Source organism: Bradyrhizobium sp. SYSU BS000235 (assembly GCF_049747295.1).
In the GTDB taxonomy this organism is placed as follows: Bacteria; Pseudomonadota; Alphaproteobacteria; order Rhizobiales; family Xanthobacteraceae; genus Afipia.
This window is the reverse complement of the sequence record NZ_JBMHJM010000001.1, coordinates 451,744-473,775: the sequence shown is the minus strand read 5'-3', so window position 1 is coordinate 473,775 and position 22,032 is coordinate 451,744. Positions and strand designations below refer to the sequence as shown.

General features: G+C 59.6%; 18 protein-coding genes. 11 read left to right on the top strand and 7 right to left on the bottom strand.

Annotated elements, in window-relative coordinates:
• Positions 1-2: 2 nt before the first annotated feature.
• Entirely contained in the window at positions 3-965 is a 963-nt protein-coding gene (locus ACP0KA_RS02060) for a heme/hemin ABC transporter substrate-binding protein (protein ID WP_424627177.1), read from the bottom strand.
• Between the two features lie 8 nt (positions 966-973).
• Positions 974-1,177, bottom strand: coding sequence for a hemin uptake protein HemP (gene hemP / locus ACP0KA_RS02055; protein WP_424627176.1), 204 nt, complete (start codon positions 1,175-1,177; stop codon positions 974-976).
• A 238-nt stretch (positions 1,178-1,415) separates the two neighbouring features.
• Between hemP and ACP0KA_RS02050 the strand changes: the two genes are divergently transcribed.
• The 3 genes from ACP0KA_RS02050 to hutX all read left to right on the top strand — a co-directional run bounded on the left by ACP0KA_RS02050 (position 1,416) and on the right by hutX (position 4,803).
• Entirely contained in the window at positions 1,416-3,791 is a 2,376-nt protein-coding gene (locus tag ACP0KA_RS02050) for a TonB-dependent hemoglobin/transferrin/lactoferrin family receptor (RefSeq protein WP_424627175.1), read from the top strand.
• Between the two features lie 148 nt (positions 3,792-3,939).
• The gene (locus tag ACP0KA_RS02045) at positions 3,940-4,275 is read left to right on the top strand and encodes an antibiotic biosynthesis monooxygenase family protein (protein WP_424627174.1); all 336 of its coding nucleotides are present in this window, start codon (positions 3,940-3,942) and stop codon (positions 4,273-4,275) included.
• A 27-nt stretch (positions 4,276-4,302) separates the two neighbouring features.
• Positions 4,303-4,803 (top strand): heme utilization cystosolic carrier protein HutX, encoded by a 501-nt coding sequence (gene hutX, locus ACP0KA_RS02040; RefSeq protein WP_424627173.1) that lies wholly within the window; start codon positions 4,303-4,305, stop codon positions 4,801-4,803.
• A 73-nt stretch (positions 4,804-4,876) separates the two neighbouring features.
• Here hutX and ACP0KA_RS02035 read toward each other — a convergent pair whose 3' ends face one another.
• Both ACP0KA_RS02035 and ACP0KA_RS02030 read right to left on the bottom strand, forming a co-directional pair.
• Positions 4,877-8,077 carry an efflux RND transporter permease subunit gene (locus ACP0KA_RS02035; RefSeq protein ID WP_424627172.1) on the bottom strand — a complete coding sequence of 1,067 codons (3,201 nt, stop codon included), beginning with the start codon at positions 8,075-8,077 and terminating at the stop codon, positions 4,877-4,879.
• A 92-nt stretch (positions 8,078-8,169) separates the two neighbouring features.
• On the bottom strand, positions 8,170-9,348 hold the full coding sequence (locus ACP0KA_RS02030; protein WP_424627171.1) for an efflux RND transporter periplasmic adaptor subunit: 1,179 nt from the start codon (positions 9,346-9,348) through the stop codon (positions 8,170-8,172).
• Positions 9,349-9,568: 220 nt separating this feature from the next.
• On the opposite strand from ACP0KA_RS02030, the gene ACP0KA_RS02025 reads away from it, so the two are divergent.
• Positions 9,569-10,165, top strand: a complete 597-nt coding sequence (locus ACP0KA_RS02025; protein WP_424627170.1) for a TetR/AcrR family transcriptional regulator — start codon at positions 9,569-9,571, stop codon at positions 10,163-10,165.
• A 63-nt stretch (positions 10,166-10,228) separates the two neighbouring features.
• On the opposite strand, the gene ACP0KA_RS02020 is transcribed toward ACP0KA_RS02025, so the two are convergent.
• Positions 10,229-11,005: an SDR family oxidoreductase gene (locus tag ACP0KA_RS02020; protein ID WP_424627169.1), complete on the bottom strand. Its 777-nt coding sequence runs from the start codon at positions 11,003-11,005 to the stop codon at positions 10,229-10,231.
• A gap of 27 nt (positions 11,006-11,032) precedes the next feature.
• Positions 11,033-11,731, bottom strand: coding sequence for a GntR family transcriptional regulator (locus tag ACP0KA_RS02015; protein ID WP_424627168.1), 699 nt, complete (start codon positions 11,729-11,731; stop codon positions 11,033-11,035).
• 180 nt (positions 11,732-11,911) lie between these two features.
• On the opposite strand from ACP0KA_RS02015, the gene ACP0KA_RS02010 reads away from it, so the two are divergent.
• From ACP0KA_RS02010 to hemC, 6 genes are all read left to right on the top strand, one after another.
• The gene (locus ACP0KA_RS02010) at positions 11,912-13,168 is read left to right on the top strand and encodes an ABC transporter substrate-binding protein (protein WP_424627167.1); all 1,257 of its coding nucleotides are present in this window, start codon (positions 11,912-11,914) and stop codon (positions 13,166-13,168) included.
• Between the two features lie 114 nt (positions 13,169-13,282).
• Entirely contained in the window at positions 13,283-14,161 is an 879-nt protein-coding gene (locus ACP0KA_RS02005) for a branched-chain amino acid ABC transporter permease (protein ID WP_424627166.1), read from the top strand.
• 8 nt (positions 14,162-14,169) lie between these two features.
• The gene (locus tag ACP0KA_RS02000; protein WP_424627165.1) at positions 14,170-16,689 is read left to right on the top strand and encodes an ATP-binding cassette domain-containing protein; all 2,520 of its coding nucleotides are present in this window, start codon (positions 14,170-14,172) and stop codon (positions 16,687-16,689) included.
• An 18-nt stretch (positions 16,690-16,707) separates the two neighbouring features.
• Positions 16,708-17,649, top strand: a complete 942-nt coding sequence (locus tag ACP0KA_RS01995; protein ID WP_424627164.1) for a 3-hydroxyacyl-CoA dehydrogenase — start codon at positions 16,708-16,710, stop codon at positions 17,647-17,649.
• A 37-nt stretch (positions 17,650-17,686) separates the two neighbouring features.
• Positions 17,687-18,610 carry a 3-keto-5-aminohexanoate cleavage protein gene (locus ACP0KA_RS01990; protein ID WP_424627163.1) on the top strand — a complete coding sequence of 308 codons (924 nt, stop codon included), beginning with the start codon at positions 17,687-17,689 and terminating at the stop codon, positions 18,608-18,610.
• 167 nt (positions 18,611-18,777) lie between these two features.
• Positions 18,778-19,746, top strand: a complete 969-nt coding sequence (gene hemC, locus ACP0KA_RS01985; protein ID WP_424631466.1) for a hydroxymethylbilane synthase — start codon at positions 18,778-18,780, stop codon at positions 19,744-19,746.
• Here hemC and hemE read toward each other — a convergent pair.
• Positions 19,743-20,714 carry a uroporphyrinogen decarboxylase gene (gene hemE / locus ACP0KA_RS01980; protein ID WP_424631465.1) on the bottom strand — a complete coding sequence of 324 codons (972 nt, stop codon included), beginning with the start codon at positions 20,712-20,714 and terminating at the stop codon, positions 19,743-19,745. The two genes, hemC and hemE, sit on opposite strands and share 4 nt — an antisense overlap.
• 264 nt (positions 20,715-20,978) lie before the next feature.
• Between hemE and ACP0KA_RS01975 the strand changes: the two genes are divergently transcribed.
• A complete protein-coding gene (locus tag ACP0KA_RS01975; protein WP_424627162.1) occupies positions 20,979-21,983 on the top strand; it encodes an NAD(P)H-dependent flavin oxidoreductase in 1,005 nt (334 codons plus the stop codon).
• The last annotated feature ends 49 nt before the right edge of the window (positions 21,984-22,032 follow it).

Below are 22,032 nucleotides of genomic sequence, written 5' to 3'. Positions count from 1 at the left end.
CGTCATTTGCGGCAATCGGCTGAGAGGACCGCGGGCTTCCATGTCGCGGCCTGCGTCGCGAGATCCGGATAAAGAGACAGCGCAAGATCGCGGGCGGCGGACGCCGTGCGGGGACCAAAGCCCAGCAGATAGAGACCATCCATTGCGATGAAAGACTTCTTCACCGCGGCGGGAGTCATGGCGAACGACGGATTGTCGAAGATGGTCTGTGCTTCGACCGGCTCGCGTCCGCGCTGCATGGTCAGGATGACGTCCGGCTTTGCGGCGACAATGGCCTCATCGTTGATCGGCTTGTAGCCATCGAAGCCTTCAACAGCGTTGAGGCCTCCGGCCATCTTGATGATTTGATTGGCGGCCGTTTTCTGTCCCGCCACCATGGCGCGGCCATTCAAGAATGACATGACGAACATCACGCGGACAGGTTGTTTGATATTTTCGCGGAGCGTCCGCAATTGAGACAGGTCGCTCGCGACCGCAGACGCCAGGCACGCGCCACGCGCATCGACATCCATGGCATGGGCGACGAGTTTGATCTTCTCGATCAAGCCATCTTCGGTGAACGTTTCCGGAAACGACACGAACGGAATTTTCGCCGAGTACAGCACATCGAGCGTTTCTTTGGGGCCTGATCCTTCGATAGCAAGGATCAGCTGTGGATTGAGGCCAAGAACGCCTTCCGCGGACAGCTGCCGCATGTATCCGACGTTCGGTTTCTCGGTCAGAGCTTTCGGCGGATAAAGGCTCGTGGTGTCGATGCCGACGATCCTGTCTTCAAGGCCGAGCGCGTAAAGAATCTCGGTGATCGCGCCGCCGATCGAAACGATGCGGGATGAAGCACCAATAGTGACGTCATGTCCGCGCGCGTCATGGATGACGATGCTTTCTGCGCTCGCCGATGCGAGGAGAGCACCGCCGGTGAATAATGCGAGACCAAATGTCGCAGCAAACAGTCGTCGTGTGAGCATCGTCGATTTCATTTCGTCAGGATCAGCTTGTTCTGTGCCGTCAGGCGCAAGCGATAAATATCGTCTCCATGCGAGATGATGATCTCCCGTGACGATGCAAACAGATCGCGGCTGTTTAAGCGATTGTCCGCCAAGGGAATTGATCGCTCACCATGTGTTGCCTTGGCATCGCCACCGCTACCTGCGGGACCGTGCCGCGAGTCAGCATTCATCCTTCTTCTGCGCCCCATTCGAGAAAGTTCTCATTCTCTTTAGGTTTGTTCGCGCCGTTATTCCAATGTTCCACATTACAATAAGTTTAAACTACGGTTGACCGGTTGCGGAGCCGCGCTTACGAAACATGGAAAGACGTTGGCAATCGCCGACGCGATCTTACACATAGCCAGCCAGCCGCCCGATATGGGCGATGCCCGCCAGCCGCACATCACATAAAGATACCTTGGGGCTGTCATGTCGGGGCTGAATGCGCGCGCCTGCGCGTTACTTTTATCTGTCTCTGTTATCCCGGTTGGGATGTTTGGAGGGTGGTCGTCCGCGCTGGCTCAGTCGGCCGCGCCTGCCGACGTCATGCAGGCTGCCAGACCAAAACCCATCAAGCGCAAGCGCGCTGCTGCTCCCATGGCCGAAGTGCCGTTGCCGCCGGCAGTGATGAATGCGAACGCGCAGGTGGGGCAGCAGATTTATCAGTCGCTCGACGAAATCACGGTGACGGCGACGAAGACGGAGCAACGCGCGATCGATGCGCTCGCGCCAGTGAGCGTGATGACGCTGGATCAAATCGAGAGCCGTCAAGCTTCTCGCGTGGCCGATCTCATCTACACCATACCGGGGGTGTGGATGCAGGATCGTGGCGACGATCCTTCGACATCGATCAACATTCGCGGTCTTCAGGATTTCGGTCGTGTTGCCGTTGTCGTCGACGGTGCGCGCCAGAATTATCAACGCACAGGTCACAACTCGAACGGATCGTTTTTCCTCAATCCTGAGCTGATCGGCGGTATCGATATCACACGTGGTCCGACGGCGAACGTTTACGGGTCGGGTGCCATCGGTGGCGTGGCGTCGTTCCGCACCAAGGATATTCAGGATGTGGTTCGTCCAGGCGAACGTTGGGGTGTCGATGCCAATACGATCTTCGGCACCAACCACGGCAGGGCACTGGGCTCCGTCTTCGGAGGTGTTCATGTCAATCCGGACGTCGATCTGTTCGCCGGCGGGACGTATTCGACCCAGGACAATTACAAGGACGGTCTCGGCGTCACCGTCGAGAATACGGCGCAGCGCCTCAACGCTGGTATTGCCAAACTGACCGTGCGTCCGGCGGATGGACATGAAGTGAAGCTCGGCGGAATTTTCCAGGAAGACGTCTACGACGTCGGCCAGCCGCGGCGCCCGCTGGGATCGCCATTCGCACAGCCGGGATCCGCCGGAAACGGTACGTCGGTCTATGCGACGAACTTGAAGAATTACACGACGACGCTTGGATGGAAATATTCGCGGCCTGATGACCAGCTGTTCGATTGGAATGCGAACATTTATTGGAACAGAACCGACAACCAGCAGATCAAGATCGCACACAATTCAACGCTCGCGACTGGAACGTGCACAGGCGGGCAGCCGGGTAACAGCATCACCGGCTGCGTCGGCGATCCTCGTGGATATCTGATCGATACCTATGGCTTTGACGTCTACAATACATCCCGCATCGATGGTGGTGACTGGCGTCATGCGATTACCTACGGAGTGGACGGCTTCCGCGACGACGTCTCGACATTCGACAAGACCGGTAACTCAAACAAGACAACTCCGGGCGGCGAACGCACAGTGACAGGTGGCTTCATTCAGTGGAAAGCCAACTACACGTCACTCTTGGAAGTCATCAGCGCAGTTCGCTACGACAACTATCAGCTGAATTCGACGATTGGTTCGGCTTCGGGCGATCGTTTCTCCCCGAAGATCACGGTGGGTCTGTTGCCCGCGGCGGTCGCGACGCCTTATGTGAGCTATGCCGAAGGCTATCGCGCGCCAACGATTACCGAAACTCTGGTGGCTGGGGCGCACGTCGCAACGGGCGCGGGGCAGGGCGACTTTTCCGTCTGTCCAGACGGACAGCGTGGCTTCTTCTGCTTCCTCCCTAATGCGAACCTGCGGCCTGAGGTCGGCAAGAACAAGGAAATCGGGTTGAACGTCAAGAAGAACGACATCTTCTCGGCAGGCGACAGCTTCCGCGGCAAGTTCAATGTCTTCCGCAACGATGTATCTGATTACATCGACACTGTGCAGTTCACCGGCCCTCCGTTCAATTCCTTCCCGCCAATTCCAGGCGCGTTTCCGACGACGTACCTCCAGTATCAGAACATCGCCAGCGCTCGGATCCAGGGCTTCGAAATGGAGACGATGTATGACGCCCAGCGGTTCTTCATTGGGCTGTCGGCGACAATCCAGGAAGGCAAGAACACCCAGACCAATATCGGCCTGTACAGCGTGCAGCCGCAGAAACTTACGACGACTGCCGGATTGCGTTTCCTCGACAATCAGGTTGTGCTCTCGGCGATGTGGACGTCGGTCAAGAGCAACACCGATATCCCGGTGACCTATCTTCCGGGTACGTCCTATGATCTGGTGAATGTCTATCTGGCGGTGCGCCCGACCAAGGATCTGGCGCTCAACTTCTCGGTTGAGAACATTCTCAACGAATACTACCGCCCTTACGCCATTCCGCGTGCCGCAGACTTTACGTCGCCTCAGAACGACGTGCTTTGGGCCAGCGCAGGCGCCGGCATCACCTACAAGGCGGGTCTCAGATACCACTTCGGAGGAGGCTGAACGAGCAGGCGCGCAAATCGCTGAAGAGCTGAAGCCTGGCCGCGCAGAGCTTTCTGCGCGGTTCCGCGTGTTTCAACCTTCCGCCACAACAGCAACATTTCATCACCGGCCGATCGGCCCTAAACTGAGACAAACAGGAGAACAGCGTATGTTTATTGCAATGAACAGATTTCAGGTGAAGACGGGGTCTGAACAGGCATTCGAGACTCTTTGGGCGAGCCGCGAGTCGTATTTGAGCGAGCTCGCGGGCTTTATCGAATTTCACCTGTTGCGGGGGCCTGCAGCGGAAGATCATACGCTGTATTCGACGCACACCACCTGGGCCAGCACGGCTGCGTTCGAGGCGTGGACAAAGTCCGAACAGTTTCGCAAGGCTCATGCCCGTGCCGACAATGCCACCGGCGGATCGTTGTACCTTGGTCATCCCAAGTTCGAGGGCTTTGAGGTGATCCAGAGCGAGCGCAACTCCAGCGCCGCTGCCTGACACGTGGACAGCGAAGGAGTGTCCGGCATGCTCAGCATGGATCTGGCCGATCTCAGAAAGCATATGGCGGAAAACCCCGGAGCCGTGATCGAGGACGTGGCGCGGGAGAAAAATGTCACGGCACGTGCGGTGATCGAAGCGCTGCCCGACGACATGCGCAGCTTCGCGCCGGGGTCGGCGTTCGTTGCAGCGATGCAGGACATTGCCAGCTGGGGCGAGGTCACGCTGATCGTCCACACCGACGACGGGATTTTCGAAATCACAGAACCTGTCGGGGGCGGCGAGGTCGGCCGCGGTTACTACAACATCATGAAGCCGAAGGGCATGCATGGTCATCTGCGGCACGAGCGCTGCGGCGGTCTCGCTTTTGTGGAGCGGCCATTCATGGGCAAGTCGTCCGCCTTCGTCACCTTCCTGAACGTGGATGGTGGCGTTATGTTCAAGGTTTTCGTCGGACGCGATGAGAATCGCGCGCTGAAGGCCGATCAGCTTGAGGCTTTCCGCGCTTTGGCTAAGCGTCTGAGCTAGGGCAAGCCCTGCAAAAGAAAAAGGCGCCGCAACGAGTGTTGCGACGCCTTTTTCATCTTCAGTGTCTGTCGGTCTATTCCGCTGGAGCGTGATGTGCGGCGGCAGGCGCATGTCCCACGGACGATTCACCGTGCTGCGTCAGTGGGCGGTTACCCGCCAAGGCACGCAGCAGCACGTAGAACACCGGCGTGAAGAAGATGCCGAAGGCTGTCACGCCGATCATACCGGCGAACACCGCGACACCCATCGCGTGACGCATTTCGGAACCCGCGCCCGTCGATGTGACCAGCGGCACCACGCCCATGATGAACGCCATCGACGTCATCAGAATGGGCCGTAGCCGCAGGCGACTTGCCTCGATAGCCGCTTCGATCGGCTTTCGTCCGGCGAACTCGAGCTCTCGCGCGAACTCCACGATCAGAATGGCGTTCTTAGCGGATAGACCCACCAGCACGATCAGACCGATCTGCGTGAACACGTTGTTATCGCCACGCGTGAGCCAGACGCCGAACATGGCGGCCAACAGACCCATCGGCACGATCATGATGATCGCGAGCGGCAACGTGAGGCTTTCGTATTGGGCGGCCAGCACCAGGAACACGAGGAACAGTGCGATCGGGAAGACGTACAGCGACGAATTGCCGGCGATGATCTCCTGATAGGTCAGTTCGGTCCATTCATAACCGATGCCTTTCGGGAAGACTTCCTTGGCGATCCGATCAACGGCTGCCCGCGACTGTCCGGTCGAATAGCCGGGCGCAGTCCCGCCGTTGACGTCGGCGGTCAGGAAGCTGTTGTAGCGCATGGCGCGTTCAGGGCCGGAACTCGCCTGCACTTTCAGCAACACCGACAGCGGCACCATCTCGCCCGTGTTCGAACGGACCTTCAGCAGGCCGACATCCTCAGCGCGGGCGCGGAATTTGGAGTCCGCCTGCACGCGCACGGTATAAGTGCGGCCAAATTTGTTGAAGTCGTTGACGTAATACGAGCCCAGATAGATTTGCATCGTGTCAAAGACGCTCGTCACCGGAACGCTTAACTGGCGCGCTTTGGTGCGATCGATATCCGCATAAAGCTGGGGCGTGTTGATCTGATAGCTGGAGAACAGGCCCGCCAATTCAGGCGCGCTGGTGGACTTTGCGAGAAATGCTTTCGTGGCATCGTTCAACGCAGCGTAGCCAAGTCCCGCCTGATCCTCGATCTGGAACTTGAAACCGCCAATGGTGCCGAGACCTGGAACGGGCGGCGGCGGGAACATTGCGATGAACGCTTCCTGGATCGCGGCAAACTTGCCGTTGAGCGCCATGGCGATGGCGTTGCCGCTGAGGCTCGGATCCTTGCGCTCTTCAAACGGTTTCAAGGTGACGAACACGATGCCTGCGTTCGACGAGTTGGTGAAGCCGTTGATCGAAAGGCCAGGGAAGGCCACCGCAGCTTCAACGCCGGGCTGCTTGAGCGCGATGTCACCCATGCGGCGAATGACTTCTTCGGTGCGGTCAAGAGTCGAACCATCCGGCAACTGTGCGAAGCCGACAAGATACTGCTTGTCCTGTCCCGGCACGAAGCCGCCCGGAACCGTCTTGAACAGGCCGAGGGTCACGGCAATCAGGACCACATAGACGCCCATCACGAGAGCCTTGCGGGAAATGACCCGCTTGACCCCGCCGCTATAGCCGTCGGACGCGACGTGAAAGGCGCGATTGAAGCGCTTAAAGAACCAGCCGAGGCTCTTTTCCATCCCCCTGGTCAGGGCATCCTTCTGCGCGTCGTGAGATTTCAGCAGCAATGCTGCGAGTGCCGGGGAGAGCGTCAACGAATTGAACGCAGAGATCACCGTCGAGATGGCGACTGTGAGCGCGAACTGCTTGTAGAACTGTCCGGTGAGACCGGTGATGAATGCCAGCGGCACGAACACCGCCACAAGCACGAGGGCAATGGCGATGATCGGCCCCGTCACTTCGCGCATGGCCTGGTAGCTCGCCTCCACAGGCGACAGACCTTGCTCGATGTTGCGTTCGACGTTTTCCACCACGACGATCGCATCGTCGACCACGATGCCGATGGCCAGCACCAATCCGAACAGGCTGAGGGCGTTGATGGAAAACCCGAACAGGAACATCACGGCGAAGGTGCCGATGATCGACACCGGAACTGCGATCAATGGGATGATCGAGGCGCGCCATGTCTGCAGGAACAGGATGACGACCAGCACGACCAGGGCCACCGCTTCCAGCAGGGTGTGCACGACGGCTTCAATAGAGGCTCGGACGAACTGCGTCGGGTCATAGACGATGCTGTAGTCCATGCCGTCCGGCATGTTTTCCTTCAACTCTGCCATCGTCTTGCGGACATTGTCAGAGATCTGGATTGCATTGGAGCCGGGTGACTGGAAGATCGGAATGGCCACTGCCGACTTGTTGTTCAGCAGGGAGCGGAGCGAATAGTCCGCGGCACCAAGCTCGATGCGCGCGATATCACGCAGGCGGGTGACGTCGCCATTGGCGCCGGTCTTGACGATGATGTCGCCGAACTCTTCTTCGTCCTTCAACCGGCCCTGCGCGTTGATTGAAAGTTGCAGGTCGAGACCGCTATCGCTGGGCGACGCGCCGACCACGCCGGCGGCGGCCTGCACGTTCTGCGCCTGGATTTCACGCACGACGTCGCTGGCCGACAAACCACGTTCGGCGACCTTCTGCGGATCCAGCCAGATGCGCATCGAATAGTCGCCCGAGCCGAACAATTGCACCTGACCGACGCCCTGAATGCGTGCGAGCCTGTCCTTGACGTTCAACACCGCGTAGTTGCGCAGATACGTCATGTCGTAGCGGTCGTTGGGCGAGAGCAAATGCACGACCATGGTCAGGTCGGGTGCGCTCTTGATGGTGGTGATGCCCAGCGCGCGGACTTCCTGCGGCAGGCGAGGTTCCGCCTGTGACACGCGGTTCTGCACCAGCTGCTGCGCTTTGTCGGGGTCTGTGCCGAGGCGGAACGTCACGTTGAGCGTCATCACGCCGTCGGTCGTTGCCTGGCTGCTCATATAGAGCATGTCTTCAACGCCGTTGATCTGTTCTTCGATCGGCGTCGCAACCGTTTCCGCAATCACCTTTGGATTGGCGCCCGGATATTGCGCGCGAACCACGACGGTTGGTGGAGAGACTTCGGGGTATTCGGAAATCGGCAGCGCAGGCAGGGACAACAAACCTGCGAGGAAGATCAGCGTCGACAGCACGCCCGCAAAAATCGGCCTGTCGATAAAGAACTTCGAGATATTCATGGCATTATCTCATTCGGTCTTGAATGCCGACGCACGTGTGGCGTCGGCGCAAATCGGTGCGGAAGAGGAGAGACGAAGAGTACGTCTCTCGATTAATTGGCGGTCATTGCGATGAGTTGCGGTGCGACCGTTGCTCCCGGGCGAATGCGTTGCAATCCCTTGACCACAATGCGCTCCCCAACCTTCAAGCCGCTGGTGACAACCCGCTGCCCGTCGATCGTCGCACCGAGCGTCACTTCGCGGTATTCGGCTTTATTGTCCTTGGAGACGACCATCACGTACTTCTTGTTCTGGTCGGTGCCGACAGCGCGCTCATTGATCGTCATCACGCGTGAAGCCTTCGGTTGGCCCATCGCCAGCCGAACGAATTGACCGGGAATGAGGTGACCATCGCTGTTGTCGAACACGGCGCGGACGCGGAAGGTGCCGGTACGAGGATCGACCTGATTGTCGATCAACTGCATGTGGCCTTCGAAAGGTGTGCCGTCGGTTGTCGCGGTGCCCATCTTGACCGGGATATGGCCGGTTTTCGATGCCGCATCGTCTTTTCCCAAGGCGTTGAGCGCTCGCAGCACAACCTGTTCGTCGGCGTTGAAGCTTGCATAGATCGGCGACGTTGAAACGATCGTCGTCAGCAGTGGCGACCCGGGCCCTGCGGCAATCAGATTGCCGACCGTGATCTCCCGCTTGCCAACGCGGCCTGTCACCGGTGCGCGGACTTCCGTGTAGCTGAGGTTGAGCTGTGCGGTCTTGAGGGCGGCTTGAGCGCCTTTGAGGTTGGCCTCGGCCTCGCGATAGGCGTTGATACGATTATCCTGATCGCGCTGTGAGATCGTTTGCGAGCCGGTCAATTGCTGGCCGCGTTCAAAGTCGCTCTTTGCATACACCAGTCGTGATTGGGCTGCGGCGACCTGTGCTTCGGCGCGTGCGACATCGGCGGCATAGAGGTCCGGGTCGATAACGACGAGAATGTCGCCTTCTTTGACCATCGCGCCCTCGCGGAAGCGAATGTCCTGAATGGCCCCGGCTACGCGAGAACGAACCTCTACCTGTTCGATAGCCTCGAGCCGGCCGGAGAATTCATCCCAAACGTTGGCGTCGTGCTCTTCAACCGTGGATACGGAAACAGGGACCGCCGCCGGCGCGGCCGCAACAGCATCAGCCTTGGCCTTTCCGTTGGAAGTGGTGAGAAAAGCCGTTCCTGCTACGGCGAGAATGGCAATTCCGGCTGCAGCGCCCAGAAGGCCGGTTTTGAGTGAAAGCAGTTTCATCGCATGTCCCCAATTATCTGCCAGAAATGCGATTCAGCCTTGCAAAACAGAGGCTTGGACGCCCTCGAGACCCGCTCCACCAGGAATCTCGGCTCCAGTTCCAAATCTCTAACGCTACGCTGCATCGCAAAAATCTGTAACGAGCGGTATAAATAGAAAGTGGACAACCCCTGTCAAGGGACATATCTAACGAAAGGTACAAAACAGAAGGGTCCGGGACATGGCGATGGGACGCCCGCGTGAATTCGACCTCGATCAGGCGCTGGAGCAGGCGCTCGAGGTGTTTTGGCGCAAGGGATATGAAGGTGCGTCCATTGCCGAGTTGACCGAAAGCATGGGCATCACCAAGCCCTCGCTGTATGCGGCGTTTGGCAACAAGGAAGAACTATTTCGCAAGGCGTTCGATCGTTACGTCGATGGTCCCGGCGGCTTTGTGAAGATCGCGCTTCAGCAATCCACCGCCCGTGCGGTCGTTGAACATCTCCTTTATGGCGAAGCGGATGCCGTGACCGATCCCGAATATCCGCCGGGATGCCTCTCCGTGAATGCGGCGCTGACCTGCAGTGACGCGGCCGAGTCCATCAAGCACGAGTTGACGTCGCGTCGCGCGAAGAACGAGGAAGACCTTCGGCTACGCTTCGAGCGGGCCAAGGCGGAAGGCGATTTGCCTGAAGCCGCGGATGCTGCGGCATTGGCACGCTACGTCCAGACCATCCTGCAGGGTATGGCTGTGCAAGCCGTGAGCGGCGCCAAACGCTCCGAATTGCACAAGCTTGTCGAGATGGTCTTGATCACCTGGCCGCCGGTCGCGGGCTGACAATCGATCGCGCCTCGCAGGCTAATCCGGCGACGTGCATATTCTCACTTCGTGATGCGAGAACTATCCAAGCATCTGCGTATCGCCGCAGATCGAGATGGCCTGACCTGAAATGGTGCGGCCGCGCGGGCTCGCCATAAAGACGATCTGGTCAGCGAGTTGCTGCGGTGTGACGTAGTCCTTGATCGACGTGTAGGAAAACGCGGTCTTTTCCATTTCGCCATAAGAGATGCCGCGCTGCTGGGCCTTTGCTTCCAGTACGCGACGTTGCCTGTCGCCCGCGACCAGGCCCGGAAGAATCGCGTTGACGCGAATGTTGTCCGGTCCGAGTTCGATCGAGAGTGATTTGGTGAAGCCGATCACGCCCCACTTGGCGGCGGCATAAGGCGAGCGCATGGCGAAGCCGAGCCGTCCCGCAGCAGATGAGATGTTGACGATGGACGCATTCCTGCTCTGGCGCAGCAGCGGCACAGCGAGACGCGTGCAATTGAATTGCCCGGTCAGGCAGATATCGAGACAGCGATCCCAATCTTCGGGGTTCATCTCGTCGACCTTCGAGGTCGGTCCGGCAATCCCGGCATTGTTGACCAGCACATCGAGGCCACCTAGCGCCGCAGTGGCTTCCGCAAACAAGTTTTTGACGGCTGCACGATCGGACACATCGCACACCGTTTGCGTCAACGCCGGATCGCTCGTTTTGAGCGCGGAGAGGGCGGTGGTATCCACATCGCAGATGTGAACCTTCGCGCCTTCCGCGACGAACGCGCGTGCGATGGCCAATCCGATGCCGTTGGCGCCGGCCGTCACCAGCACGCGCAATCCTTTGATATCGAGATCCATAAAAGCTCCGTTTTTGTTTTTCTGGGTTTATTCGGCGAGGCCGCCGCGGGACAGGATGACATTGGCCGCGGAACTGATGTCCGCGCTGATGCCGGCTTTCGCTGCGGCTTCGTCACCGCCCTTGATGGCGGCAAGCACTTGGGCGTGAAAGCGGATCGCATCGCCTTTGGCCAGTCGTTCGGGATTGGCCCGCAGGTCGAGATTGATGACGGGTCCTACCTTGAGCCAGAGCGCACGGATGATCTCCACAAAGGTCGGGGAATGCGCCGCTTCATAAACGGCGAAATGAAAAGTCTTGTTGAATTCGACTGCGCGTGGAAGGTCCGGCTTGCTGGCGAGACTCTCGGCGCGCATGGCGGCCTCGGCCTTTGCGATCGACACAAGATCGTCGTCGCTGCGTGTCCTTGCGGCGATGGCGGCCGCGTGACCTTCAATTTCAATGCGCGCCTGCGTCAGATCGCGAAATTGCGTTGCAGTCATCCGCGGCACACGAATGGAGCGGTTGGGGGTGACCTCGAGCGCTTTGTCGGCGACGAGACGCGATACAGCTTCGCGAATGGGCATGATGGACACGCCGAGAACGTCAGCAGCCTGACGCAACGAGAGCTTATCGCCCGGCGCCATACGTCCCGAAAACAGAAGGTCGGACAGTTGTGCATAAGCGCGCTCACCCAGCGTTTGCCGATCGAGCGGCTCGACGAGATTGAGTGCAGCGGGACGATTCATGACCGGGAATTCCTGACGAACGACCAAAACTGAAACAAAGGACTAGACAAGGTCGCTATCGTTTGCGAGCTTAAGTGTGATCACAGATCACGGCAAGCGATATAAGCGCCAAAAAAGAAGCGCGACGCTCGACCGGAAAGAAAAAGCGCCGCGCGATGCGGCCGTCACAGGGAGAAGGGTATGTCTTTCGAGAACAAATTCACGCGACGTGCTTTGCTGAAGACCGCCGGCGGACTGGCGGTGATGTCGAGCGTGTCAGCTCCATCGATTTTGCGGGCACAGTCGTCGGATGTGATCCGCATCGGACATTTGACGCCACGGACCGGATTTCTCGGGCCGCTCGGTGAATACGCGGTGATGGCTGCAGATCTTGCGGTCGAAGAAATCAACGCATCGGGCGGTGTGATGGGCCGAAAGGTCGAACTGCTGAAGGAAGACTCGGTCAATCCGCAGACGGCATCGACCAAAGCCGAGCGCATGATCGAGCGCGACAAGGTCACTTGCATTATCGGCGAGATCTCGTCGGCTTCGGCGCTGACCATTGCGCAGGTCGCCCAGCGCAACAAGACGTTGTTCATCAACACCGGCGCGAACTCCGACGCGCTGCGCGGTTCGGATTGTAAGCGCTACATGTTCCACGTCGAGTCGCAGAACTCGATGTATGTGAAATCTGTCGGCCGCTCCTTCATGCAAGACGGACTGGTCAAGGGCAAGAAGTGGTACTCGCTCACGGCGGACTATGCCTTCGGTCACGACCTGTTGCGCGTCGCCAAGCGCTTCATGGAAGCCAATGGCGGTCAGTTCGCCGGTGACGATCTGGTGCCGACGGATGCGACGGACTTTTCGGCCTATCTCCTCAAGATCCGTGAGGCCAAGCCGGATCTCGTCGTTATCAACCTCTCCGGTAACCAGGTCACGAACTTCCTTAAGCAATACGCCGAGTTCGGACTGACCTTTCCAGTCGGCGGCTTCGGCTTCGACACAGCGCTCGCCTGGGCCGCGGGCAAGGGCAATTTCGTCGGCACCTGGCCGTCAGTCTGGCATCATCTGATCGACACTGCGGGTACCAAGGCATTTGTCGGCGCCTTCACCAAGAAGTACTCCAAGCCGCCGGAGAACCAGGCCTGGGGCGACTACATCGCAACCAAGATCGTGGCGCAGTCATTCAATGAATTGAAGTCGTCGGAGTCGTCGAAGGTGGTCGAGCACTTCGAAAAGGGTGCGAAGTTCGACGTGCTGAAGACCCGGCAGGGCTATTTCCGTGCAGCGGATCATCAGCTGATGCACGAAATGTACGCCATCACCGCGCTGCCGCCGGAGAAGATCAAGAACCAGTGGGATATTTTCACGTCGAGCGGCCCGGTGCCCGGTCCGAACGAGGATCTCGAGGTCATCGCGGCGACCAAGGAAGAAAATACCTGCGTCTTCCCGACATAGGCTGTTGCCGCGCTCTTCAGGCTTACGTTTGAAGAGCGCGGGCTCATCTCACAGTTTTGCTGATTTACCCGACACGCGCTTGGCGCGAAGTCCATCGGTCGCGGGGCCATTGCCATGTCCGCTATTCTGCTAGCCCAGCAGGTCCTCAACGGGCTGCTTGACGGTGTCTACTATCTGCTGATCGCGTTGGGGTTATCGCTGATCTTCTCGCTCGGCGGCATCGTCAATCTTGCACACGGCGCTTTCTTTGCGATCGGTGCATATCTGACGCTGGTGATTTCGCCGTATCTCGGCTTCAGCGGCGCGCTGATCTTGTCGCCCGTGGCGGTTGCCTTGCTTGGCATCGTCATTGAGCGCTTGCTGTTCCAGCGTTTTTATCGCGCTGATCCTATTCTGTCGCTTCTGCTGACATTCGGCCTGGCGATGGTCGCTGAACAGGCGTTGCGCATGATTTTCGGGGCGCCCCCATTGTCCTATTCGATCCCGCAGGCGCTGCGCGGGCAGGTGTTCATCGGGAGCTTCATCTACTCATTCTATCGCGTCGTGCTGCTCGGCATCGCTGCCGGCTGTATCGCGGGATTGTGGGTGTTGTTACGGCTGACACCGTTCGGCCGCGTAGTTCGCGCGGGCGTGCAGAACCCGGACATGGTGGGCGCGCTCGGCATTTCACTGCAGCCCTACATGGCGGGGATTGCCGCGCTCGGTATCGGCCTTGCGGGACTGGCGGGCGTATTGCTCGCGCCGATCTACGCGATCCATCCCGCGATGGGGAATGAGATCATCACGCCGGCCTTTGTGGTGGTGGTGATCGGTGGTCTCGGATCGTTCTGGGGCGTTGTCGTGGCGGCGATCCTCGTCGGCGTCGTCAAGGGCGTGATGGTCGGTATCGGCTATTCAGCTGCGTCAACCGCCGCGATCTATCTTCTCATGCTTCTGGTGCTTCTGTTCAGGCCGCGCGGTCTGTTCGGCGAGCGTATCACCCGTTTCGAGTGAGGCGCGCGATGCTCAAGCGTTTTCCTGTTCAATTGGTGATTGCTGCGGCTTGTCTTCTGGTCTTGCCGCCCATCCTGCTGGCGCTCGGTCTGACGATGACCTCCGCGACGGAAGTTGTGGTGTTCGGCATCGCCTGCATGGCGCTCAATATTCTTGTCGGTCACACCGGGCTGGTGTCGTTCGGCCACGGCGCGTGGTTCGGGTTCGCCGCCTATGCCGCGGGGCTGATCCAGCTCAAGCTGATGCCAGGATCGTTTTTCGGTCCGGCCATTCTTGGCGTTCTGATCACCAGTGCTGTCGCCATTCCGCTTGGCTATCTGATCCTGCGCAGGCGAGGCGTGTACTTCTCGCTGCTGACGCTTGCTCTTGCGGCGATGCTTTACACCGTGTCGTTCCGCTGGACCGATGTGACCGGTGGTGAGAATGGGCTGGGTGGTATCACCCGGCCGACAATTTTGGGGTTCGATCTCGACTCGCAGACGACTTATTACTGGTTCGTCGCGCTGATCGCCTTTGCGGTGTTGTTTCTGTTGTGGCGTTTCCACAATTCGACAATCGGCAGCGTGCTTGTCGCGGTCCGTGAGAACGAGCAACGCGCGCGCTTCCTTGGCTACCCGACCAACCGCTACAAGCTGATGGCCTTCGTGTTGTCGGCGGCACTCACAGGTCTTGCGGGCATTCTGCTGCTCTACAAGAACCGGATGACCTCGGCCGATCCGGTATCGGTAGCGTTTTCAGGTGAACTCCTTGCGATGGTCGTCATCGGCGGCATGCGGAGTTTCCTTGGTCCGGCGCTTGGCGCGCTGTTCTATATTCTGTTCCGCGAATTCCTGAGCATCTACACCGAAAACTGGCTGCTCTGGCTTGGTCTGGTATTCGTCAGCTTCATCATCTTCTCACCCACAGGCCTTGTCGGTGTTGGGGAGAAGCTCCTTGCGCCGTTCCGCAAGAAGGTCACGGAAGAAGCTGCAATGTCCGCGCGCAAGGTCGAGGCTTTGCCATTGCCGGAATTCCTGCGGCCAAAGACTGTTGCCAATGGTCCGGTGCTTGCCGCGCGCGATATGGTGAAGAGCTTCGGCGGCATCAAGGCTGTGCAGGGCGTCAACATCTCCATTGCCGACCGGACCCTGCACGCCTTGATCGGCCCGAATGGTGCGGGCAAAACCACGGCCTTCAACTTGCTCTCGGGCATGTTTCCGCCCGATGAGGGCGAGGCCTCGCTGATGGGGCAGCCGATTGCCGGGCATACCCCGGAAGAGATCGCAACCGCAGGCATCGGCCGATCTTTCCAGATCACCAACCTGTTCCCGGAACTGAGCGTCGGCGAAAACATTCGGCTAGCAGTGCAGGCGCGTAATCCACATAGGTTCGATCCATTCACCAACGCGCTCTCGATCGACGAGATCAATCGCGAGACCGATGAGGTCATTCGCTATCTCGGCCTTGCCGGGATCGAAAAGGCGCAGGCGGGGGCACTCTCCTATGGCGGGCAACGGTTGCTCGATATGGGTGTGGCGCTGGCCACCGCGCCGCGTGTTCTGTTGCTCGACGAACCGCTTGCGGGGCTTGCAGCCGCAGAGCGCGAGCGCATCGGCGCCATCATCAAGCGCATATCGGCCGACCTGCCGGTGCTACTTGTGGAGCACGATATCGACCGCGTATTCGCGTTGGCCGATCATGTCACCGTCATGAACGAGGGACGTGTTCTGCTCGACGGAACGGTGGAGGATGCGCGCAGCAGCAAGAAGGTTCAGGAGATCTATATCGGTTCAGGAGCGGCCGCCGTTGCGGCACGTCCCCGAGAGACGTCCGCGAAGGCCGAGGCGTTGCTGACGGTGGACGGCATCGATACCTTCTACGGTAAGAGCCATATTCTCAACAGTGTCGGCTTCACGCTGCACAAAAACGAGATCATTGCGCTGCTGGGCCGTAACGGCGCCGGAAAATCGACCTTGTTGAAGACGCTGGTTGGCATCGCACCTGCCTCCCATGGCTCGATCAAGCTCGCGGGCTCCGAACTGGTCGGCCGCTCTTCTGCAGAATGCGCGCGTCTCGGCATCGGTTACGTGCCACAGGGGCGCGGCCTGTTCGCCGGCATGACGGTTGAACAGAACCTCGAACTCGGCGGCCTGAAGCGGCAGACTGGGAATGGCGTGCATTGGACGCGCGAGCGCATTTACGAGTACTTCCCGCGCATTCGCGAGCGCCTCGATAGTCCGGCGGATTATCTCTCCGGCGGCGAACAGCAGATGGTCGCGGTGGCCCGCGCGCTCTCCGGCGATGTTCGCGTGCTGTTGCTTGACGAGCCGTTCGAGGGATTGGCCCCTGCGGTGGTAGAGCAGTTGTTCGAAACCTTCGATCGTTTGCGTAACGAAGTTGCGATCATCATTGTCGATCATCATCTCGACTTGGCGCTGGCATTGTCGGATACCACAGTGGCGCTGGAGCGGGGCCGGATCATTCATGAAGGCCCGTCCAAGGCGCTGCGGGACGATCTCGATTTGCGGCGCAAGGTGCTGTGGTTGTAAGGACAGAGAAGAAAAAACATGTCGAACAATAAGAATGTAGCAATCGTTGGTGTCGGCCTGATCGGCCGGGCATGGTCGGCGATCTTCGCCCGTGCCGGCTGGAATGTGCGGCTGACCGATCCGCATGCGCCGACCTTAAAGGCTGCCCCAGGCCTGATCCGCGATGAGCTCCACGCGCTGAACCGGCACGGTCTTGCGGATGATCCTGAAGGAGCCGCGGCACGTATCACGGTGGCGGGGAGCCTTGCCGAAGCGGTGAAAGGCGTTTCCTTCGTGCAGGAGAACGGCCCTGAAAAGGTCGAAGACAAGATCGCGATGTTCGCCGAACTCGACCAGCTTGCGCCACCGGATGCGCTGCTGGTGTCGTCGACCTCGGCCATCATCGCGTCGCGCTTTACGGAAAATCTGAAGGGGCGGGCGCGGTGCCTGGTGGGCCACCCGGTCAATCCGCCACATCTCATTCCGCTCGTCGAGCTTTGTGGCGCGCCCTGGACGTCGCCCGAGTCCGTGTCGCGTGCACGAGAAATTTATCGCGAGATCGGGCAGGTGCCCGTCACAGTGAACCGTGAGATCAACGGCTTCGTGCTCAATCGCCTGCAGGGCGCATTGCTGGCGGAGGCGTTCCGCCTCGTGGGCGAGGGCTACATCTCCGCGGAAGATCTCGACTATACCGTGAAGGATGGCCTCGGAACGCGGTGGTCATTCATGGGGCCGCTGGAGACCATCGAACTCAACGCACCGGGCGGCATTCCGGATTACTGCGCGCGCTACACGGGCTTTTATAAAGAGCTCGCGGCTGCGTCCGCCGGCCCGGATGTCTACACCAGCCCCAATGCCGATCGTGTGATCAAGGCATGGCCGCACCAGCCGACCCCGGAGCGTATTGCCAAGCTGACCACGTGGCGCAACGAACGCCTCGCCGCCTTGGCTGCGCACAAGGTCAATCAGAAGAAGTCGTGATTTAACCGCCCGCAAAAAAGAAAGAAGAGAGAAGAAAATGAGCCGTAAAGTTATCATTACTTGCGCCGTGACCGGTGCGATCCATACGCCGTCGATGTCGAAGGCCTTGCCGGTGACGCCGCAGGAAATCGCCGATGCAGCCATCGGTGCAGCGGAAGCTGGTGCCGCCATCGTCCATCTTCATGCGCGCAATCCCAAGACCGGTCAGCCCGACCAGAGCCCCGAGGCCTTCGCGCCATTCCTCAAGGTGATCAAGCAGCGCTCGAACGCGGTGATCAACCTCACGACCGGCGGTTCGCCGACCATGACGGTGGATGAACGCGTTCGCCCGGCGGCGGTCTACAAACCGGAAGTCGCCTCGCTCAACATGGGATCGATGAACTTCGCTTTCTTCGGAATGCTCAATCGTTTCAAAACCTTCGAACACGAATGGGAGCGCAAGCATGTCGAAAACAAGGACATCGTGTTCCGCAACACGTTCCAGGACATCGAATATGTGCTGACGACGTTGTCGGGCAGCGGCACGCGTTTCGAGTTCGAGTGCTATGACACGGCGCATCTCTACAACCTCAAATATTTCCTTGATCAGGGGCTGGTGAAGGCACCGTTGTTTATTCAGACGGTGTTTGGCTTGCAGGGCGGCATCGGTGCCGATCCCGAAGACGTGATGCACATGAAGCGCACGGCGGATCGTCTGTTCGGCGACAAATACAAGTGGTCGGTGCTTGGCGCGGGCCGCAACCAGTTGCCGATCGCAGCCATGGCTGCGGCGATGGGCGGCAACATCCGCGTCGGACTGGAAGACTCTCTGTGGGCCGCGCCGGGCCGTATGGCTGAATCCAACGCGGAACAGGTTCGCCTGGCCAGGCAGATCGTCGAGGGCCTTGGCCTTCAGATCGCGACGCCGGACGAAGCCCGTGAAATCCTGCATCTCAAGGGTGGCGATACCCTCAACGTCTGACGGCGAACTAAGCCGTAGCGACTTTCTGCCCTCTCTCCCTGTCGGAGAGGGGGCAAATCCTGCGCAGACATATTTGCACTGCGGGACGGCACGCCGTATTCTGCGCCACTCAACGCGTCGCGATCCTTTCGCGCGGTTTGGATGGAGCGGACGTGGTAAAAGTTTCAATGCGGATCGGCACGCGCAAGAGCGCCATGGCGCTTGCGCAAACGGAAGAAATCGCCCGGCGCATGACGGCGGCTTCTCCCAATGTCGAGGTCGAGATCGTCAAATTCGAGACCCGCGGAGACAGCGATCAGACCAGCAAACTGCTCTCGCATGGCGGTAAGGGCGGGGCCTTCGTTGCCGAGATCCGCCAGGCGGTGATCGCAGGCAAATTGCATGCGGCGATGCATTCGCTGAAGGATATGCCCGGCAATGAAGACACGCCGGGGCTGGTGATCGGCGCGACATTGGCACGCGATCCGGCCACTGACGCATTGGTTTTGCGAAAAGACCTCTCACTGGACGACTTGAAGCGCTCGAAGGGCAAGGGCTTCAAGATCGGCACCAATGCGGTGCGGCGCGCAGCCTATGTGCGGCGTCTGTTTCCGGAGATCGAAGTCATTCATTTTCGCGGCGCTGCCGATACGCGTGTGCGCAAGCTCGACGGAGGTGAAATGCAGCGGCTCGCCGGCGGCGGCGAAGTCGGACCAGCCGACGCGCTGATCATGGCGCGGTCCGGGTTGGAGCGTGTCGGCCTGGCGGATCGCATCGTCCATGATTTCTCGCCGCAGGAAATGTTGCCGTCGGTGGGCCAAGGCATCGTCGCGGTGGAATGCGCAGCGAACGACTGGCAAACGCGATTGAACCTTTCGTCGATCGACGATCCGGCCGCGCATTTGAGCGCGGATGCCGAGCGCGAGGTGCTCTGGATTCTCAATGGCCACTGCAACTCGCCGATCGCGGGGTTTTCGACCATCAACGGCTCAGAAATGTCGCTCACCGCGTCTGTGCTGGACGAGCAGGGCGGTCACCTGATCGAGGCAACGCGCAGCGGACCGGCCAACAAGCCACGGGAGCTCGGCCGCGCTGTGGCATTCGATCTGTTGCATAAGGGCGCGGCCGAGATCATCGAACGCTCGCGGCCAGTTTAACCCTTATAACTCCGCACCCGCTTCAGCATCTGTTCCACATGGGCAATCGGCGTTTCGGGCTGAATGCCGTGGCCGAGATTGAAGATCAATCGACCGCCGGCGTAGTTTTCCAGCACATCGTCGACCGCGCGATCCAGGGCTGCTCCGCCGGCAATCAGCACCAGCGGGTCGAGGTTGCCCTGGATGGCAAGGCGGCTCTGCACGCGCTCGCGGACAAATGAAGGCTCCGCAGCCCAGTCAATGCTCACACCATTGACGTCCGTGCGTTCGACGTAGGACGGCAATTGAGCGCCCGCGCCTCGCGGAAAGCCGATGATCTTGGCGTCGGGGACTTTGCTGCGAACGCCCTCGACAATGCGGCGCGTCGGCTCGATGGACCAGCGCTCGAACTCGCGCGGCGGCAACACGCCGGCCCATGTGTCGAAGATCTGCAGCACGTCCGCTCCGGCTGCGAGTTGTCCGAGCAGATATTGAATCGAATTTTCCACCAGGACGTCGATGATCCGTGCGAACGCGTCAGGTTCGCGATAGGCAAGCATGCGCGCGAGAGCCTGATCCGGCGTGCCTTTGCCGGCGACCATGTAAGTGGCCACGGTCCATGGGGCGCCACAAAATCCGATCAGCGCGGTTGTGGGGCTGAGTTCACCGCGAACGCGGCGCAATGCTTCATACACAGGTTCGAGTTTTACAAAGTCGGCTGCGGTTGCGAGCGCCTTGATCTTTTCAGGCGTATCGAGTGGATCGAGGCGCGGGCCTTCGCCCACTTCAAAACGCACTTCGCGTCCCAGCACATGGGGGATGACGAGGATGTCCGAGAAGATAATCGCGGCATCGAAGTTAAAGCGGCGGATCGGCTGCAACGTGACTTCGGCGGCAAACTCCGGCGTGAAACACAGATCGAGAAAGCTTCCGGCGCGCGCGCGCAGCTCGCGGTATTCGGGCAAGTAACGGCCTGCCTGCCGCATCATCCAGACAGGCGGGACGGGCTGCCGATGGCCGGTAAGCACGTCGACGAAGGGCTTGGAAGGGGGCTGGGTCAAACGAAATTCCGCTGCTGTAAGATGGAGTTGTTGGTGCCCTGATACACCGGACGACCGGCCTCCGCCACCGCTTGGAGGTGAAAAATTGGGGCGAATTGCACGGTTCTCACGTGACCAAGATGTCCTGTCTGGGCACTCAGGGGATCGCAAGCTAAGCTAACGATAGGGAAAGCACCTCGGGAGAAGCAGAGAATGAAGACGGCGATCACGGAATTGTTCGGTATCCAACATCCTATCATCCAGGGTGGGATGCATTATGTCGGTTTCGCGGAACTGGCGTCTGCAGTGTCCAATGCCGGCGGTCTCGGCATCATCACCGGGCTGACCCAGCGGACACCGGAATTGCTCGCGAAGGAAATCGCGAAGTGCCGCGACATGACCGACAAGCCGTTCGGCGTGAACCTCACGTTTCTTCCCGCCTTCACATCGCCGCCCTATCCGGAATACATCGCTGCCATTCGCGAAGGTGGCGTCAAGATCGTCGAGACCGCAGGGCGCAGCCCCGAACAATATATGCCTGCGCTGAAGGCCGCTGGGATCAAGGTCATCCATAAGTGCACGTCGGTTCGCCATTCGCTGAAGGCCGAGGCGATCGGCTGCGACGCCGTCAGCGTCGACGGCTTTGAGTGCGGCGGCCATCCCGGCGAAGACGATATGCCGAACATGATCTTGCTGCCGCGCGCCGCGGAGGAATTGAAGATTCCGTTCGTGGCGTCGGGCGGTATGGCGGATGCGCGCAGTCTTGTGGCCGCACTTGCCATGGGCGCCCAGGGCATGAACATGGGGACGCGCTTCATTGCCACGAAGGAAGCGCCGGTCCATGATAACGTGAAAAAGGCGCTGGTTGCGGCCTCTGAACTCGACACGCGTTTGATCATGCGCGCGCTCCGCAATACCGAACGGGTGTTGAACAACAAGAATGTTGAACGCCTTCTCGAGATTGAGCGGGAGAAGGGTGCGAACCTCAAAATCGCAGATATCGTCGAGGAGGTCGCGGGCGTCTATCCCAAGGTGATGATCGAGGGCGACATGGATGCCGGCGCCTGGAGTTGCGGCATGGTGGTCGGATTGATCCACGATATTCCGACAGTAAAGGAATTGATCGACCGCATCATGCTCGACGCCGAACGCATCATTCGCGGCCGGTTGACCGGTTTTCTCGATGGAAACGTCGCCGCGGCGCAGAAGGTCGCCTGACGATCGGGCAAACAAAAATGGCGGGAGGGTAATCCCGCCATTTTCTCTA

Coding starts and splice junctions, on each gene's coding strand:
- ACP0KA_RS02060 (WP_424627177.1), bottom strand. CDS start 965: ATGCTCACACGACGACTGTTTGCTGCGACATTTGGTCTCGCATTATTC.
- hemP (WP_424627176.1), bottom strand. CDS start 1,177: ATGAATGCTGACTCGCGGCACGGTCCCGCAGGTAGCGGTGGCGATGCC.
- ACP0KA_RS02050 (WP_424627175.1), top strand. CDS start 1,416: ATGTCGGGGCTGAATGCGCGCGCCTGCGCGTTACTTTTATCTGTCTCT.
- ACP0KA_RS02045 (WP_424627174.1), top strand. CDS start 3,940: ATGTTTATTGCAATGAACAGATTTCAGGTGAAGACGGGGTCTGAACAG.
- hutX (WP_424627173.1), top strand. CDS start 4,303: ATGCTCAGCATGGATCTGGCCGATCTCAGAAAGCATATGGCGGAAAAC.
- ACP0KA_RS02035 (WP_424627172.1), bottom strand. CDS start 8,077: ATGAATATCTCGAAGTTCTTTATCGACAGGCCGATTTTTGCGGGCGTG.
- ACP0KA_RS02030 (WP_424627171.1), bottom strand. CDS start 9,348: ATGAAACTGCTTTCACTCAAAACCGGCCTTCTGGGCGCTGCAGCCGGA.
- ACP0KA_RS02025 (WP_424627170.1), top strand. CDS start 9,569: ATGGCGATGGGACGCCCGCGTGAATTCGACCTCGATCAGGCGCTGGAG.
- ACP0KA_RS02020 (WP_424627169.1), bottom strand. CDS start 11,005: ATGGATCTCGATATCAAAGGATTGCGCGTGCTGGTGACGGCCGGCGCC.
- ACP0KA_RS02015 (WP_424627168.1), bottom strand. CDS start 11,731: ATGAATCGTCCCGCTGCACTCAATCTCGTCGAGCCGCTCGATCGGCAA.
- ACP0KA_RS02010 (WP_424627167.1), top strand. CDS start 11,912: ATGTCTTTCGAGAACAAATTCACGCGACGTGCTTTGCTGAAGACCGCC.
- ACP0KA_RS02005 (WP_424627166.1), top strand. CDS start 13,283: ATGTCCGCTATTCTGCTAGCCCAGCAGGTCCTCAACGGGCTGCTTGAC.
- ACP0KA_RS02000 (WP_424627165.1), top strand. CDS start 14,170: ATGCTCAAGCGTTTTCCTGTTCAATTGGTGATTGCTGCGGCTTGTCTT.
- ACP0KA_RS01995 (WP_424627164.1), top strand. CDS start 16,708: ATGTCGAACAATAAGAATGTAGCAATCGTTGGTGTCGGCCTGATCGGC.
- ACP0KA_RS01990 (WP_424627163.1), top strand. CDS start 17,687: ATGAGCCGTAAAGTTATCATTACTTGCGCCGTGACCGGTGCGATCCAT.
- hemC (WP_424631466.1), top strand. CDS start 18,778: ATGCGGATCGGCACGCGCAAGAGCGCCATGGCGCTTGCGCAAACGGAA.
- hemE (WP_424631465.1), bottom strand. CDS start 20,714: ATGATGCGGCAGGCAGGCCGTTACTTGCCCGAATACCGCGAGCTGCGC.
- ACP0KA_RS01975 (WP_424627162.1), top strand. CDS start 20,979: ATGAAGACGGCGATCACGGAATTGTTCGGTATCCAACATCCTATCATC.